Origin of the sequence: Mesorhizobium newzealandense, from assembly GCF_042682145.1 — a bacterium.
Classification (GTDB): Bacteria; Pseudomonadota; Alphaproteobacteria; order Rhizobiales; family Rhizobiaceae; genus Mesorhizobium; species Mesorhizobium newzealandense.
In genome coordinates, this window is sequence record NZ_JBHUGZ010000010.1 from 13,300 (window position 1) to 26,446 (window position 13,147).

The window sequence follows — 13,147 nt, forward strand, 5'->3', positions numbered from 1 at the left end:
CGGGTCATTGGCCACGATCCGCAACCGTGGTCGTTCCTGTCAAATCTTTGACCAACCGTTCGACCAGGCTAATCCGCCCATCTTCGGGCAGCAGTCCCTGAGCGACCAATTTTCTAAATGCACTTCTGATGACTTGAAAATCGAGCGCGGTGACCGCGCATGTGCCTTCGTCTTCCATCGCATGGCTCCCTGGGCGGGAGCATGATCGACACTCTCAAGCACTAGCCGTCAACCGCCGCTTCTGGTCGCCAGTGGCCTTGGTTGTCAGCGCCGGCGATTGGCTCGCCGTCGAAGCCACTCACTGGCTTGCCGATCATCGCGAGTGGCTTTCATTTGGCGGGCGGCGTGCAGCAATGCCGCGCCATCTCTTTCAATCTTGTCGACGAGTTCGCGGGCACTGTCCGCGTCGAGGCCTGTTTCCTTGGACAGGAACAAGACGCGAAAGTTCTTTTCTTCAGATGGAACAGTAGCAATAGACCCACCGCCATCATATCGCTCCTCGGCCAACCTCTTTGTGCGCTTCCGTAGTGTACGCTTTGGCTTGCCAGATGCCGGTTTTGGGTCGACGGACATGCTCACGTCGGCCTAGCGGAGGCCAAAAAAGCTCAATACCACCAATACGACGACCACCGCTCCAACGAGCCAAATGATATTGTTCATAATCTCTCTCCTGTTGCTTCCGAACCTTCGCGCCTACCCGATCCAACTGGCCGGGCCGCTTCTTCTTCGAGTTGCCCAAGCTTTTCCCTGATCTCCTCCGGCTCGGCATGCTCCAATCCGACCACGTCGTTTCTGGTTTCCTCCAGTGAAACGATGATCTCATCGAGTTTGGCGTGTATGGCGGCGGTGTCGCGATAGCCTTGTATAAGGACAACACCAGTGATCACGATGGCGGCAACCGACAGGGCATAGGTAACCGCATTTGTCAGACCAAAGGGCACGAGGGCGGTGCACAATACCATGGCTATGAGCATCACGTAGAAACCCGGTGGCCGAGATAGAAAGTCGGCCGTCACGAAAAGGAACCGGTTCATATCCTGGCCACAGTCAACAAGGCGATCAGTGCCGTGATGGCTACGCAGATAGGCACTGCTGCAAGCAAGCCTGCCTCCAGGAACCGGCTTTCTTTGTCACGAAACATCAGTTCACCTATTCTCTAAGTTGAGGGTCCGCTCGCCGCACCTAGCGGCTCGCGAACCGTACCAGCGCAGGGAGGGACGTAGCTGCGCCGATCTGCAAAAATGTCAGCCAAGCACTATTCCGATCACCAGCAAGGTGACGGCGGTCGCGAATAGCGGTGCGAGCAACCAGCGCGCCTGACTGACACTTCTATCCATCTGATTTCTCCGAGCTTTCCGGAGAAACAATTACCTTCGAAGCTGGCTGTTCCACGCAATGTCATGCATAGGACCATTGCGTTTGGCGATCAGACTTAGGTCCTGCCCTCCGCAGACCTCGCCCCGAAACGTTTGACGTTGCCTCAGGTCCCCTGGAGCAGCACACGCAAAAATCCCGCCACCTTCGGGTCAAAGGTGACGGGCTTCCTTGGCTACCAGCCCGGGGACGTTATGCCGGCCGGAGGGGTAACTTGAGAAGGAAACATCAGTTGCATCTAAAAAAAGCCTGCCGCCCTTCGGCAGTGGGCCGGGCCTGTGCAGCGGCCACCTGCGAAATGGCGCGCCTCTAAGCACGCCACTTCGCGATACAGCGTTGACTGCGGCTAGTTCGCGCCGCCGAGTTGCTTGGTCATTTTGCAAAAATTGTCGTGCTCTTTGGCAATGGCTTCGTCGCCGCATTCCTTCATCATGGATGCGCGGTCTTCTTCCGTCATGGCCATCCAGGCGGTTTTGAATTCCGCCTCGGACTTCATCGTCTTCATGCCGGCATCGGTGAAGAAGGGAGACATCTTGGCCGGATCATCCAGCGCCGATGTTTTGCCAGCAAGTGCCGAGCCAGTCATTATCGCAAGCGCCATCGCGCCCATCGTGAGCGTTTTGAGGTTCATGGAAAAATCCTCCGTTTAAGGCTGCCAAAGCGGCAGCTTGTTGCACAAACTTCGCTCTTCGGAAAAAGTTTCCCCGCTAAAACGAAATAGGCCTGCCTGTGGGGCAGGCAGGTCAGCCACCCCGCAAAGCGCGCCAGATGTCTGGCCAATAGGCGATGACGAGTGATGCTAGCGCGCTGTTCTGATTGTTCATAGGAGAGCGCAGCTCGCGCATCACTGTCATTGATGTCGCGCCGGATTTCGGTGACGTCCCGCTGGACGCGCTCCACAGCGGCGACAAGGCCGCCCATCTTAAGGCTTTTCGTCACGGACGTTGTGGCGAATTCCGTCGAAGGGCTCGCCGCAACGCGGGATTCCTGATCTCGATGGTGATGGCAACTCGCTTGAATGACCGGCGCGGTTGCCGGCGAAAGCATTGCCTAAAAAACCGCGTCGGTCACTGCGGCTTCTTGAGGGGTTGCCGCGTGCGGGAGCTAGTGCGCGCCAGCAAGCCGACAACGCGCCCGGCCGCTTGGTTAAAAACGTACAATCGAATCCCATTGAACCCATGAGAGAAGGGGATATGAATCGCATCGTCACCGGGCGAGTTGGGCAGCAACGGTGATTGAGAGTTCGTAGTGTGCTCCCGCCCTTCATGGGAGTTGGCATGGACCAGCCAGGTATTCAGATATCGGCTTTTGATTGCGACATCATTCGCAGCGCCTTCATAAAATCCGTCCTCGAACAGAACATTCCCGAGGACCAATGGCGGGCGAAAGCCACGCTTTTGATCACCGAGTTTATGGGTAGTGCCGACATTGAACCCGAGTTGCTCGAATGGATTGTGCGGAAGTAGCTGGCGCTACCAAGCCCGCGCGAACAGTCTTGATACGATGGCCGGTGCGGCCTTGGGGCTATCTTGGGGATGCGAAAGCCGCACCGGTCACTGCGGGAAGGGGTTGCGTTCCCCGCGCTGCTTAAATTATGGAATATTAGAAACTGCGCAACTAAGCCTATTGGCGGGACCAAGACTGAAGTCCCAACCCTGCCGCTGGGGCTAGTTCACCGGCATGTCCCGTTCCATCTGACGAACGCAGCTAGATGCCGCTGCCGTCCGAATCCAGCTTTGACCGTATTGTGTTGATGGCGTCCACGATGGCATCGGCAGCCTGCCGGTCTAGTGCGATATCCAGCAAGCCTTCAGTTGTCTGGATCGAGAGGATGCCAAGAGGGCCTTTCTCGTCCGTGATAGTGCTGACATGGATTTCGGTCGGCACGAAAGGCCGCGCCTTTTTTCCCGTACGCTTCATGGGTACTCATCGCCGTGGGCAGCGGCGACAATCGCGCAACCCGGGAACGATATCAAGCTGACCAAATGGCGCTACCCAGCCGCAACGGAATGGCCGGTGCAGTGGGGGCTCCACCGTGGGGGCAACGGACCACACCGGCCACTGCGGGCAGCGTTTGAATGCCCTCCCGCACTGCTTGATCTATGAGCATATTAGCAATCGCGCAATTGGCCTATAGGCGCTACCCAGCCATGGGGGACCGAACCGGTGGTATTCAGCCGCCCTCGTTGCCGGCTTGCCATGCCTCGACACCGCACAGCCCATCCAGCTATCGCCCCTCATACCCAGGCCAAGGTGAAGACAGCGATCAGCGCGGTGACCGCCACGCAGACAGGCACTGCCAGGAGCAGGCCCGCCTCCAGAACCCTTGTCTCCTTGTCGGTGAACATTGGCCATTCCTCATAAAATCGTGACGGAGAAATCTCCGAATGCTGTTTGAGTTCCATTTGCTGGCTAGGCGTCCGAACGGTTCTGACGATAGCGTCGCGCCACACACGAAGCGGAGCGCGAAAAAGATGTTCCGGCACGGCAACCGGGATCAATCCGTGTCAAAGCCAGGAACCGCCTGCCTCCCGAAACAGACCGGGAAGCGGGCTCGTCTGCTGCAGCAGATTTACTCGATGATCTGCACGACCTTGCGTGTATCCGGGTCCACGAGAACTGCATGATCTCCGACGACCGTATACTTGTATCTGACGTCGGGGACGTCGATCTGATGAAGCTCGACCGTGTCCGGAAGAGCGGTGCCGACGTTGAGTTCGACACCAAGCAGGCTGACTGATGCGAGCTTCTGCTTGTGGATGTATTCGCGAACCACCGTCTGCTGTTCCGGCTTGAGAATGACGACGTCTTGCGCGAAGGAAGCACCAACTCCAGCAACGAGCGCGAGGCCTGCGACTGTACTGACAAGATATTTCTTCATGACAGATCTTTCTTTGTTGCGTCACTTGGCAGCCAGGTTTTGACTGCCATCACGGGTCAGCAACGACCCCCGCGGCATTGCGTTCCGCGGGTCAGGCCAAGGTCCGAGGGTGGTAAGACTGAAGTCCTGGCAGGCAACCTTTGCCTGGCCAATGCGTTAGAACCGCGCCGCCGACCATGAGTCCTTTCGTCGGCGACCAACCGAGTATCCATCCACCATTCCCCCATAGCGGGGCACCAGATCCAGCGTCCCCGCAGCGGCGGTGAGGCGTTTCCCATAGCGAGGCGAACAGTGACCTTTATCCAGAGACCGAGCACGCGTGATGGCGAAAACCGACCCGCAAATGACAACAAGGCTCGTGTCCCGGAGGTTCTTTCCCTCCTTGACCTCCTCCCTTCGGCTGACGACGACAAGGTCGATGACATTGTCAGGCGCACAGAGCGCCTGGCCATTGCGTTGGTTATCGGGATGGCGATTTTCCTGATCGTTGGACCGGCGGTCTATGTTGCCATGACCTACTATTCTTCCTGAGACTTGAGGGTTCGCCCGCCGCACAGGAGCGGCGAGCGAACCCTATCAGCGCAGGAAGGGACATAGCTGCGCCGATGAGCAAAAGTCGGGTCGGTCCTTGAAGGGTCAGCCGAGGGTAATTCCGATCACCAGAAAGGTGATGGCCACCGCGAAGATCGGTGCAAGCAACCAGCGCGCTTGATCAACACTCCTGTCCACAGCTTTCCTCCAGCAAATCTGCAGCAGACAACGGCCGTGAGCGCTGGCCGTTCCCGAGGCGGGCCTTGGCAAGACCAATGCGTCTTATGATCGGACTTAAGTCGCAGGTCTTTCCCTCCTTGAATGACACGGTGAGCACGCAAGAGCGGGTTGCGTTCATCCGCCAGACAGGGCCGTGCCCGCCGATCTGCCAAAGCGCGATATCCCGACGGGTCCTGGAAGCATATTGCCGATCGTCCGGAACAAAGGCCGCGGACGCAGATTAGCTCCACGGCACATGTGTGCAGAAACAAGGACCTTCCCATGAAAACCCGCCTACTATTGGCCTCACTGGCCACCGCTACAGCTATGGCTTTCGCCCTGCCCGCCCTCGCCGCCGACAGCGCTCAAGACTTTGGCGACAAGGCAGCAGCCGGCGGAATGTTCGAAGTGAATTCGAGCAAGATTGCCGAAACCAAAGCACAGGACCAAAGCGTGAAGGATTTCGCGCACAAGATGATCGACGACCACGGCGCGGCCAACGCCAAGCTCGAGTCGATCGCCGGCGAGCAGAAGCTGACAGTCCCGAAGGAACTGGACGCCAAGCACAAGGGTGATGTCGACACGCTGCAGAATGCCACGGACCCGATCGATGGACCCTATGTCCAGATGCAGCGCGATGCGCATTCCGATGCGGTCAAGCTGTTCGAAAGCTATGCCAGGGACGGCGACAATGCCGAGCTGAAGACCTTCGCCCAGGAAACCGTTCCGACACTGAAGATGCACCAGGAGATGATCGAAAAGATCGCTTCCACGGTGGGTGACAAGTCAGCGGCAATCACCTCCACGACGCCGGCGGTGACCACGACCGACACCGCCAACCCGTCGGCGCCCGTTCCCGGTGCCAACAGCTTCACCGAGGATCAGGCCAAGGGCCGCATCCAGGATGCCGGCTTCTCGGATGTGTCCAAGCTGGCCAAGGACGATCAGGGCATCTGGCGAGGCCAGGCAACGAAGGGCGGCAAGGCCATTGCAGTGGCGCTGGACTATCAGGGCAACGTCGTTGCCGGCACCAATTAATCAACCGACATCAAGGAGATCCAACAGATGAAAACTGTAACCGGCCTGTTTGACAACTATGACGACGCTTCCAATGCGGTTGGCGAACTGGATGCCACCGGCATTCCGCATTCCGATATCAGCATTGTCGCCAACAACGCCGACAACTGGCACGACAACGACGAATCCAGGGCCTCAGACGATGCCGCGGACGGCGCCGGCCTCGGTGCCGTTGTCGGCGGAGCCGGCGGACTGTTGACCGGGCTTGGCCTCATGGCCATTCCGGGCGTCGGCCCCGTGGTGGCCGCCGGCTGGCTGGCTGCCACGGCGGTCGGCGCCGTGGGCGGTGCCGTGGTGGGTGGCGCTGCAGGCGGCATCGTCGGGGCGCTGACCGATTCCGGCGTGCCTGAGAACGACGCCCACGTTTATGCGGAAGGCGTCCGCCGAGGCGGGACTTTGGTCACCGCCAAGGTCGACGACCAGCTCGTGGACGAGGTCGAAAGGATTCTGGGACAGACGAAGTCCGTGAATCTGGAGGAGCGTCGCGGCCAATATCGGGCCGACGGCTGGACCAGGTTTGACGCCGACGCCGAGAACTACGCCTCAAATGAAATCGGCCGCGACGGCGCTCGCGACGTGAACCGGCTCTAATACGAGACCTCCCGGCGGCAGACCTTCGCCGGGAGGACCTTTTAGATCCAGCGGCTGCGAAAAGAGCCTGATCTCACGCCACCGCCTTGACCGTGCCGTCGATCTCCATGCGACAGAACGGCTGTGGGAATTGAGCGAGCGGCTGCTATAAGTCTGGCATCCCCCCACCGGAGAACGCCAGCCATGACCCTGAAAACACGCAAGCTCGGCAGCCAGGGGCTGCACGTCTCGGCCATCGGCCTCGGCTGCATGGGCATGAGCCAGCACTACGGCCCGGCCGATGAGGCCGAATCCATCGCCACGCTGCACCGCGCCATCGAACTCGGCTGCACCTTCCTCGACACCGCCGAGGTCTATGGCCCTCATACCAATGAGGCACTGCTCGGCCGGGCGCTGAAGGGCAAGCGCGACCAAGTTACCATCGCCACCAAATTCGGCTTCCGCATCGAAAACGGCAAGCAGCTCGACGGAACCGACAGCCGGCCCGAGCATATCCGCGCGGTTGTGGACGCCTCGCTCAGCCGGCTCGCCACCGACCATATCGACCTGCTCTACCAGCACCGCGTCGACCCGGCTGTGCCGATCGAGGATGTCGCCGGCACGGTCGGCGAGCTGGTCGCGCAAGGCAAGGTGCGCTTCTTCGGCCTGTCCGAGGCGGGCGCGGCCAACATCCGCCGGGCGCATGCCGTGTATCCGGTGTCGGCGGTGCAGAGCGAGTATTCGCTGTGGGAGCGCAATCTGGAGCCGGAGATCATCCCGCTGCTCGGCGAACTCGGCATCGGCCTGGTGCCGTTCTCGCCGCTCGGCCGCGGTTTCCTGACCGGCGAGGTCAAGCGCGCGGAGGACTATCCCGAGGGCGATTACCGCCGCAACGATCCGCGCTACCAGGGCGAAAACTACGACGCCAATGTCGAGGCAGCGGCCAAGGTGCGCGACATCGCGGCGAGCAAGGGCGCCAGGCCCGGCCAGGTCGCGCTGGCCTGGCTGCTGCACAAGGGCACGGATTTCGCCGTCGACATCGTGCCGATCCCAGGCACCAAGCGGAGGAAATATCTGGAGGAGAACATCGCCGCCGCAGCGATCCGGCTCGACGCCGCCGAGATGGCCGCGCTCGACGAGGCGCTTGCGCCGGGAAAAATCTCCGGCCCACGCTATGGCGAGCGCGGCCTGGCGATGGTCGACCGGTAGAGGCACTCGGAGCAAGAACGGACATAGTGAACAAGCGCTTCCCGAAAGTCATCTCAAAGCCCGTTGCTGCCTTTGGCTCCGACGTTGATCGACGGCCGGTCCTCCGGCCGCCGCATCCGTCGCTGCGGCTACTTGTTTTACGCAATTGCGGACAGAGAACCGCTGCGCACTTTTCCTGGAATAGCCTATTGATCGATCTCGGGTTCGACGAGCCTTGCCAGGTTCTTGAGCGACTCCTGCCAGCCGAGATAGCAGGCCTCGACCGGGATGACGTCCGGAATGCCGGCCTGGGTGATGTCAATCTCGGTGCCGACCGACACTTTTTTCAAGATCACCGTCACCTCTATCTCGCCGGGGAGGTTAGGATCGTCGAACCTGTCGGTGTATCGCAGGCGCTCGGCCGGAACGAGTTCGAGATACTCGCCGCCGAAGGAATGGCTGTTGCCGGTCGTGAAGTTGCGGAAAGACATCTTGAACGTGCCGCCGACCTTTGCCTCGAAGTGATGGACCGTGCAGGTGAAGCCGTTCGGCGGAAGCCATTTCGCCAGCGCGTCCGCTTCAACGAAGGCGCGATAGACCTTCTCCGGGCTGGTCGTGAGGACGCGATGCATACGTACGGTGCCGGGCATATCCTATCCTTTCATCATGTCTGTCGATGCCCCAAGGAAGAACTGGGTCTGGCCAATCCGACACAAGCGCACGGATTTTTTGAGGCCTCGGCCTATCCGATTGACGCATGCGTACGGCGGTCCCCGTTGATTTGGGACTCGATTTTGCGCCGCCTGGCCCAATCGACGCAAATGACGAACCGGATAGCCATTATGAGGAGACTGTTTATAACGGTCGCTGAGATCGCGAAGACCAAGGGGAGACGATGCGCTACATACGTCCGCTTTCAATCGAAGATGCCGTCGGCCAGCTGGCCGGGTCGGCCGGTACGGCCGCCATTCTTGCCGGGGGCAGCGACCTCTTGGTGAGAATGAAGGGCGGCTTTGTCGAACCCGACCTGATCGTCGACATCAAGGCGATCGAGGGCTTGAGCGAGATCAGGGAAACGGCCGACGGCTTCAGCATCGGTGCCGCGGTCCCCTGCGCCGTCCTGGGAGAGAGCGCAGCCCTGAAGAAGGCATGGCCCGGCGTCGTCGAAGCGGCCAAGCTGATCGGCTCGAAGCAGGTCCAGGGGCGCTGCACGATCACCGGCAATCTCTGCAACGCCTCGCCGGCGGCCGACAGCGTGCCGGCGCTGGTCGCGGCCGGCGCCAGGGCATCGGTCGTCGGCCCGGCGGGCAGGCGCACGATTCCCGTCGAGAGCGTGCCGACCGGCCCGGGCAAGACGTCCTTGGCCAAAGGCGAGATCATCGAGGCGATCCTGCTCGACAAGCGCCCACCGCGCTCGGGCGATGCCTATCTGCGTTTCATTCCACGCACCGAGATGGATATCGCGGTGGTCAGCGCCGGCGTGAATTTGACGCTCGACGAGAGCGGTGTCGTCATAGCGGCCCGCGTGGCTATCGGCGCAGCGGCGCCAACGGTGCTTCTGGTTGAGGAGGCCGCGCAGGTTCTGATCGGCTCCAAGCTCGACGAAGCCGCGCTTGAGAGGCTCGCCAAGGTCTGCTCGGGTGCCTGCCGTCCCATCGACGACAAGCGCGGCACCGTCGAATTCAGAAGGAAGGTTGCGGGTGTGCTGGCCAAGCGGGCCGCCACTTCAGCCTATGCACGTGCAGGAGGCAAATGATGGCTGGTGTAGCAGTTTCAACCACAATCAACGGCGACACTGTCGAGTATCTTTGCCAGCCGGACGAGACGCTGCTCGATGTCCTGCGCGATCGCCTCGGGCTGACGGGCGCCAAGGAAGGCTGCGGCACCGGCGACTGCGGCGCCTGCAGCATCGTCCTCGACGACCGCCTGGTGTGCTCGTGCCTCGTGCTCGGCGCGGAAGCTGAAGGCCGGCACATCGAGACCGTCGAGGGCATGGCGCATGGCGATCAGTTGCATCCACTGCAGCAGAAGTTCCTCGAGCACGCGGCACTGCAATGCGGCATCTGCACGCCGGGCTTCCTGATCGCGGCGAAGGACCTTTTGGCCAAGAACCCCGATCCGACCGAGGAGGAAATCCGCTTCGGCCTCGCCGGGAACCTCTGCCGCTGCACCGGCTATGACAAGATCGTGCGCGCCGTCCAGGACGCGGCAACCGTGATGAAGGGAGCTTGAGATGAATTTCGATCCGCGTTTTTCGGGGCGTAAGTTCACATCCGTCGGCACGCGGCCGATCCGTCCCGACGGCGTCGACAAGGTCACGGGCCGCGCCCGCTACGGCGCCGACTTCAACATGGCCGGCCAACTGGTCGGGCGTGTTCTGCGCAGCCCGCATGCGCACGCGAAAATCAGGAAGATCGACACCTCGAAGGCGGAGAAGCTCCCCGGCGTCAAGGCGGTGATCACCGCTGCCGACCTGCCGGACCTCACCGATGGCGATGCCGCCATGTACGACGTCCTCGACAATTGCATGGCGCGCGGCAAGGCACTCTATGACGGCCATGCGGTGGCCGCGGTCGCCGCCGTCGACGCCCGCACGGCCAGGCAGGCGCTGAAGCTGATCGAGGTCGACTACGAGCTGTTGCCGCATGTCACCGATGTCGACGAGGCGATGAAGCACTCCGCGCCTCTCATCAACGACGCAATCTTCACCGAAGGCCTTGAGGAAAAGCCGGTAAAACCCTCCAACGTCACCAAGCGCAGCCAGTTTGGCCACGGCGATGTCCATCAGGGTTTCGGCCACGCCGATTTCATCGTCGAGCGTTCCTTCAAGACCGAGCAGACGCACCAGGGCTATATCGAGCCGCATGCCTGCGTGGCGAGCGTCAGCTCCGACGGCACCGCAGACCTCTGGGTCTGCACGCAAGGCCATTTCGTCTACCGCCAGCACTGCGCGCAGTTGCTTGGCATGGAAGCCTCGAAGCTGCGCGTCACCTCCTCGGAGATCGGCGGTGGCTTCGGTGGCAAGACCCATGTCTGGGCCGAGCCGGTGGCGCTGGCGCTGTCGCGCAAGGCCGGACGGCCGGTGAAGCTGGTGATGACCCGCGACGAGGTGTTCCGCGCCTCGGGCCCGACCAGCGCCACCTCGATCGACGTCAAGATCGGCGCCCGCAAGGACGGCACCATCACCGCAGCCGAAGCGACGCTGCGCTATTCCTGCGGCCCCTATGCCGGCTCCTGGGCCGAGATCGGCGCCATGACCGCGTTTGCCTGCTACAAGCTCGATAACGTCAAGACGGTCGGCTACGAAGTGCTGGTCAACCGGCCGAAGACCGCGGCCTATCGCGCGCCGTCGGCGCCGATGGCGGCGTTCGCGGTGGAAAGTGCCGTCGACGAGCTGGCCAAGGAGATCGGCATGGATCCGGTCGAGTTCCGGATCCGGAACGCCGCGCAGGAAGGCACCAGATCGTCCTACGGCCCGGTTTATGGCCCGATCGGCATCGGCCCGACGCTCGAAGCGGTGAAGAACCATCCGCACATGAAGGCGCCGCTGGGCAAGAACCAGGGCCGTGGCATGGCTTGCGGCTTCTGGTTCAACTTCGGCGGCCAGACCTGCACCGATCTCAACATCGGCATGGACGGTTCGGTCTCGCTTGCCGTCGGCACGGTCGATGTCGGTGGTTCCCGCGCATCGCTGTCGCTGGTGGCGGCGGAGGAACTCGGCATCGCCTATGAGCAGGTCAAGGCGATCGTCGCCGACACCTCCAGCCTCGGTTACAACGACATGACGGACGGCAGCCGGGGCACCTTCTCGTCCTCCATGGCGACGATCTCGGCCGCCCGCAACGCGATCAGGATCCTGCGCGAACGCGCCGCGCAGATGTGGGACATTTCCGTCGACGACGTCGTCTGGGAAATGGGCCACGCGATTGCCAAGGGCGAGAAGCACGGCAATCTTGGCAAGCTGTCGCTGAAGGAAATCGCGCTCGCGTCGGGCAAGACCGGCGGACCGATCGCCGGCCACAGCGAGCTCGTCGCCGACGGCGCGGGCGTCTCCTTCGCCACCCATATCTGCGATATCGAGGTCGATCCCGAGACCGGCGCCACCAGGGTCATTCGCTACACGGTGGTGCAGGATGCCGGCAAGGCGGTGCACCCGACCTATGTCGAGGGACAGTACCAGGGCGGTGCCGCGCAAGGCATCGGCTGGGCGCTCAACGAGGAGTATATCTACGGCAAGGACGGGCGGCTGCAGAACCCCGGCTTCCTCGACTACCGCATCCCGGTCTGCTCGGACCTGCCGATGATCGACACGCAGATCCTCGAGATCCCCAACCCCAACCACCCCTATGGGGTGCGCGGTGTCGGCGAGACTTCGATCGTGCCGCCGCTGGCGGCGATCGCCAATGCGGTGTCGAACGCCGCGGGCGTACGGATGACCCATATTCCGATGTCGCCGCCACGCATCCTGGCGGCGATCGAGACGAAACGGGCAGGCTGATGGTCGAAGTCACGCTCTGGGGATCGCTTGGCGCGGCCGCCGGAGGCAAGAACAAGGTCGAGATCGAGGCCAAGGACATAAGGGAGCTGTTCAGGAAGCTGGCTGAACAGTATCCAGGCATCGAGCCCTTGATCGACCGTGGCATCGCCGTCGCCATCGACGGGACGATCTATCGCGACACCTGGTCGAAGGAATTGCCAAAAGGCGCTGAAATCTTCCTGCTGCCGAGGTTGGCTGGGGGATAATTGGACAAGCGTCTCGCTGCCATAGACGGCAAAGACCTGGCCTGCCAAAAACACACCTGCTGGGAGAGCAGCCAACAGGTGACCCGCCGCATTCAGGTCGGTTGAGGCCGGCTCGCCCACAGAGGCCGGCACATGCCTTCTGGCGTGCGGTATTTACCTTGGCCTCGGGAGAAGCAGCGAGATCTTGACACGAGGTGCGAAAAAACAACGCAAATACAGCTGATTGGTTACCACGTAGGTATTCTCGCAGATGTGGAATTGATCATCTTGGGATTCCTGTACACGGTCCCGTGGGATGATGAAATTGTGCGGCAAGTAAATATAGCCGCCGTCGATCCTTAACCGCACCGAAGAGCGTGGTATGGCGCGGCAATCAGAGCCACCGCAACACTTGAATTTCGTCTGCGGGTCAATCTTGTCTTCGTACCAATCATGGGCGCTGGCAGCTGTTGCGGCGACGATACATATTGCCGTGACGATGAACCTTCGCATGGCATTCCTCAGTATCTGGCAGGCGCTGCTCCTTCGACCGTCTAAGTATATTAGCGTTCCATCAGAAATACC

At 61.3% G+C, this 13,147-nt stretch carries 17 protein-coding genes; 9 read left to right on the forward strand and 8 right to left on the reverse strand.

Annotation, left to right across the window (positions count from 1 at the left end; genetic code table 11):
* Positions 1-4: 4 nt before the first annotated feature.
* The 5 genes from ACFSOZ_RS14420 to ACFSOZ_RS14440 form a co-directional block, all read right to left on the reverse strand.
* Positions 5-178, reverse strand: a complete 174-nt coding sequence (locus ACFSOZ_RS14420) for a hypothetical protein (RefSeq protein WP_379098958.1) — start codon at positions 176-178, stop codon at positions 5-7.
* Positions 179-264: 86 nt separating this feature from the next.
* Positions 265-507: a hypothetical protein gene (locus tag ACFSOZ_RS14425; RefSeq protein WP_379098961.1), complete on the reverse strand. Its 243-nt coding sequence runs from the start codon at positions 505-507 to the stop codon at positions 265-267.
* 149 nt (positions 508-656) lie between these two features.
* A complete protein-coding gene (locus ACFSOZ_RS14430) occupies positions 657-1,034 on the reverse strand; it encodes a low affinity iron permease family protein (RefSeq protein WP_379098963.1) in 378 nt (125 codons plus the stop codon).
* Between the two features lie 686 nt (positions 1,035-1,720).
* Positions 1,721-2,005: a hypothetical protein gene (locus ACFSOZ_RS14435; protein WP_379098966.1), complete on the reverse strand. Its 285-nt coding sequence runs from the start codon at positions 2,003-2,005 to the stop codon at positions 1,721-1,723.
* Positions 2,002-2,421, reverse strand: coding sequence for a hypothetical protein (locus ACFSOZ_RS14440; RefSeq protein WP_379098968.1), 420 nt, complete (start codon positions 2,419-2,421; stop codon positions 2,002-2,004). The genes ACFSOZ_RS14435 and ACFSOZ_RS14440 overlap by 4 nt, the downstream gene beginning before the upstream one ends.
* Positions 2,422-2,651: 230 nt before the next feature.
* Here ACFSOZ_RS14440 and ACFSOZ_RS14445 point away from each other — a divergent pair, with 230 nt between their 5' ends.
* Entirely contained in the window at positions 2,652-2,840 is a 189-nt protein-coding gene (locus tag ACFSOZ_RS14445; protein WP_379098971.1) for a hypothetical protein, read from the forward strand.
* 241 nt (positions 2,841-3,081) lie between these two features.
* On the opposite strand, the gene ACFSOZ_RS14450 is transcribed toward ACFSOZ_RS14445, so the two are convergent.
* Together ACFSOZ_RS14450 and ACFSOZ_RS14455 are read right to left on the reverse strand one after the other, a co-directional pair.
* On the reverse strand, positions 3,082-3,294 hold the full coding sequence (locus ACFSOZ_RS14450) for a hypothetical protein (protein WP_379098974.1): 213 nt from the start codon (positions 3,292-3,294) through the stop codon (positions 3,082-3,084).
* A gap of 652 nt (positions 3,295-3,946) precedes the next feature.
* Complete coding sequence (locus ACFSOZ_RS14455) at positions 3,947-4,255, reverse strand: DUF1236 domain-containing protein (RefSeq protein ID WP_379098977.1); 309 nt, start codon at positions 4,253-4,255, stop codon at positions 3,947-3,949.
* A gap of 291 nt (positions 4,256-4,546) precedes the next feature.
* On the opposite strand from ACFSOZ_RS14455, the gene ACFSOZ_RS14460 reads away from it, so the two are divergent.
* From ACFSOZ_RS14460 to ACFSOZ_RS14475, 4 genes are all read left to right on the forward strand, one after another.
* Positions 4,547-4,786 carry a hypothetical protein gene (locus ACFSOZ_RS14460; protein WP_379098980.1) on the forward strand — a complete coding sequence of 80 codons (240 nt, stop codon included), beginning with the start codon at positions 4,547-4,549 and terminating at the stop codon, positions 4,784-4,786.
* A 501-nt stretch (positions 4,787-5,287) separates the two neighbouring features.
* On the forward strand, positions 5,288-6,043 hold the full coding sequence (locus tag ACFSOZ_RS14465) for a DUF4142 domain-containing protein (RefSeq protein WP_379098983.1): 756 nt from the start codon (positions 5,288-5,290) through the stop codon (positions 6,041-6,043).
* Positions 6,044-6,070: 27 nt separating this feature from the next.
* Positions 6,071-6,673 carry a general stress protein gene (locus tag ACFSOZ_RS14470; RefSeq protein WP_379098986.1) on the forward strand — a complete coding sequence of 201 codons (603 nt, stop codon included), beginning with the start codon at positions 6,071-6,073 and terminating at the stop codon, positions 6,671-6,673.
* Between the two features lie 183 nt (positions 6,674-6,856).
* Positions 6,857-7,861, forward strand: a complete 1,005-nt coding sequence (locus ACFSOZ_RS14475) for an aldo/keto reductase (protein ID WP_379098989.1) — start codon at positions 6,857-6,859, stop codon at positions 7,859-7,861.
* A gap of 185 nt (positions 7,862-8,046) precedes the next feature.
* On the opposite strand, the gene ACFSOZ_RS14480 is transcribed toward ACFSOZ_RS14475, so the two are convergent.
* A complete protein-coding gene (locus tag ACFSOZ_RS14480; protein ID WP_379098992.1) occupies positions 8,047-8,490 on the reverse strand; it encodes an SRPBCC family protein in 444 nt (147 codons plus the stop codon).
* Between the two features lie 245 nt (positions 8,491-8,735).
* Between ACFSOZ_RS14480 and ACFSOZ_RS14485 the strand changes: the two genes are divergently transcribed.
* Genes ACFSOZ_RS14485 through ACFSOZ_RS14500 form a run of 4 tightly spaced genes read left to right on the forward strand, consistent with a single transcriptional unit; the run spans position 8,736 to position 12,583 of the window.
* Positions 8,736-9,596 carry an FAD binding domain-containing protein gene (locus tag ACFSOZ_RS14485; RefSeq protein ID WP_111543202.1) on the forward strand — a complete coding sequence of 287 codons (861 nt, stop codon included), beginning with the start codon at positions 8,736-8,738 and terminating at the stop codon, positions 9,594-9,596.
* Positions 9,596-10,072, forward strand: coding sequence for a (2Fe-2S)-binding protein (locus tag ACFSOZ_RS14490; protein WP_379098996.1), 477 nt, complete (start codon positions 9,596-9,598; stop codon positions 10,070-10,072). The genes ACFSOZ_RS14485 and ACFSOZ_RS14490 overlap by 1 nt, the downstream gene beginning before the upstream one ends.
* 1 nt (position 10,073) lies before the next feature.
* The gene (locus ACFSOZ_RS14495) at positions 10,074-12,338 is read left to right on the forward strand and encodes a xanthine dehydrogenase family protein molybdopterin-binding subunit (protein ID WP_379098999.1); all 2,265 of its coding nucleotides are present in this window, start codon (positions 10,074-10,076) and stop codon (positions 12,336-12,338) included.
* Entirely contained in the window at positions 12,338-12,583 is a 246-nt protein-coding gene (locus ACFSOZ_RS14500; protein WP_379099002.1) for a MoaD/ThiS family protein, read from the forward strand. Before ACFSOZ_RS14495 ends, ACFSOZ_RS14500 begins: the two co-directional genes overlap by 1 nt.
* Positions 12,584-13,147 lie beyond the last annotated feature (564 nt).

Coding starts and splice junctions, on each gene's coding strand:
- ACFSOZ_RS14485 (WP_111543202.1), top strand. CDS start 8,736: ATGCGCTACATACGTCCGCTTTCAATCGAAGATGCCGTCGGCCAGCTG.
- ACFSOZ_RS14430 (WP_379098963.1), bottom strand. CDS start 1,034: ATGAACCGGTTCCTTTTCGTGACGGCCGACTTTCTATCTCGGCCACCG.
- ACFSOZ_RS14500 (WP_379099002.1), top strand. CDS start 12,338: ATGGTCGAAGTCACGCTCTGGGGATCGCTTGGCGCGGCCGCCGGAGGC.
- ACFSOZ_RS14455 (WP_379098977.1), bottom strand. CDS start 4,255: ATGAAGAAATATCTTGTCAGTACAGTCGCAGGCCTCGCGCTCGTTGCT.
- ACFSOZ_RS14450 (WP_379098974.1), bottom strand. CDS start 3,294: ATGAAGCGTACGGGAAAAAAGGCGCGGCCTTTCGTGCCGACCGAAATC.
- ACFSOZ_RS14475 (WP_379098989.1), top strand. CDS start 6,857: ATGACCCTGAAAACACGCAAGCTCGGCAGCCAGGGGCTGCACGTCTCG.
- ACFSOZ_RS14470 (WP_379098986.1), top strand. CDS start 6,071: ATGAAAACTGTAACCGGCCTGTTTGACAACTATGACGACGCTTCCAAT.
- ACFSOZ_RS14420 (WP_379098958.1), bottom strand. CDS start 178: ATGGAAGACGAAGGCACATGCGCGGTCACCGCGCTCGATTTTCAAGTC.
- ACFSOZ_RS14440 (WP_379098968.1), bottom strand. CDS start 2,421: ATGCTTTCGCCGGCAACCGCGCCGGTCATTCAAGCGAGTTGCCATCAC.
- ACFSOZ_RS14445 (WP_379098971.1), top strand. CDS start 2,652: ATGGACCAGCCAGGTATTCAGATATCGGCTTTTGATTGCGACATCATT.
- ACFSOZ_RS14435 (WP_379098966.1), bottom strand. CDS start 2,005: ATGAACCTCAAAACGCTCACGATGGGCGCGATGGCGCTTGCGATAATG.
- ACFSOZ_RS14480 (WP_379098992.1), bottom strand. CDS start 8,490: ATGCCCGGCACCGTACGTATGCATCGCGTCCTCACGACCAGCCCGGAG.
- ACFSOZ_RS14465 (WP_379098983.1), top strand. CDS start 5,288: ATGAAAACCCGCCTACTATTGGCCTCACTGGCCACCGCTACAGCTATG.
- ACFSOZ_RS14490 (WP_379098996.1), top strand. CDS start 9,596: ATGGCTGGTGTAGCAGTTTCAACCACAATCAACGGCGACACTGTCGAG.
- ACFSOZ_RS14495 (WP_379098999.1), top strand. CDS start 10,074: ATGAATTTCGATCCGCGTTTTTCGGGGCGTAAGTTCACATCCGTCGGC.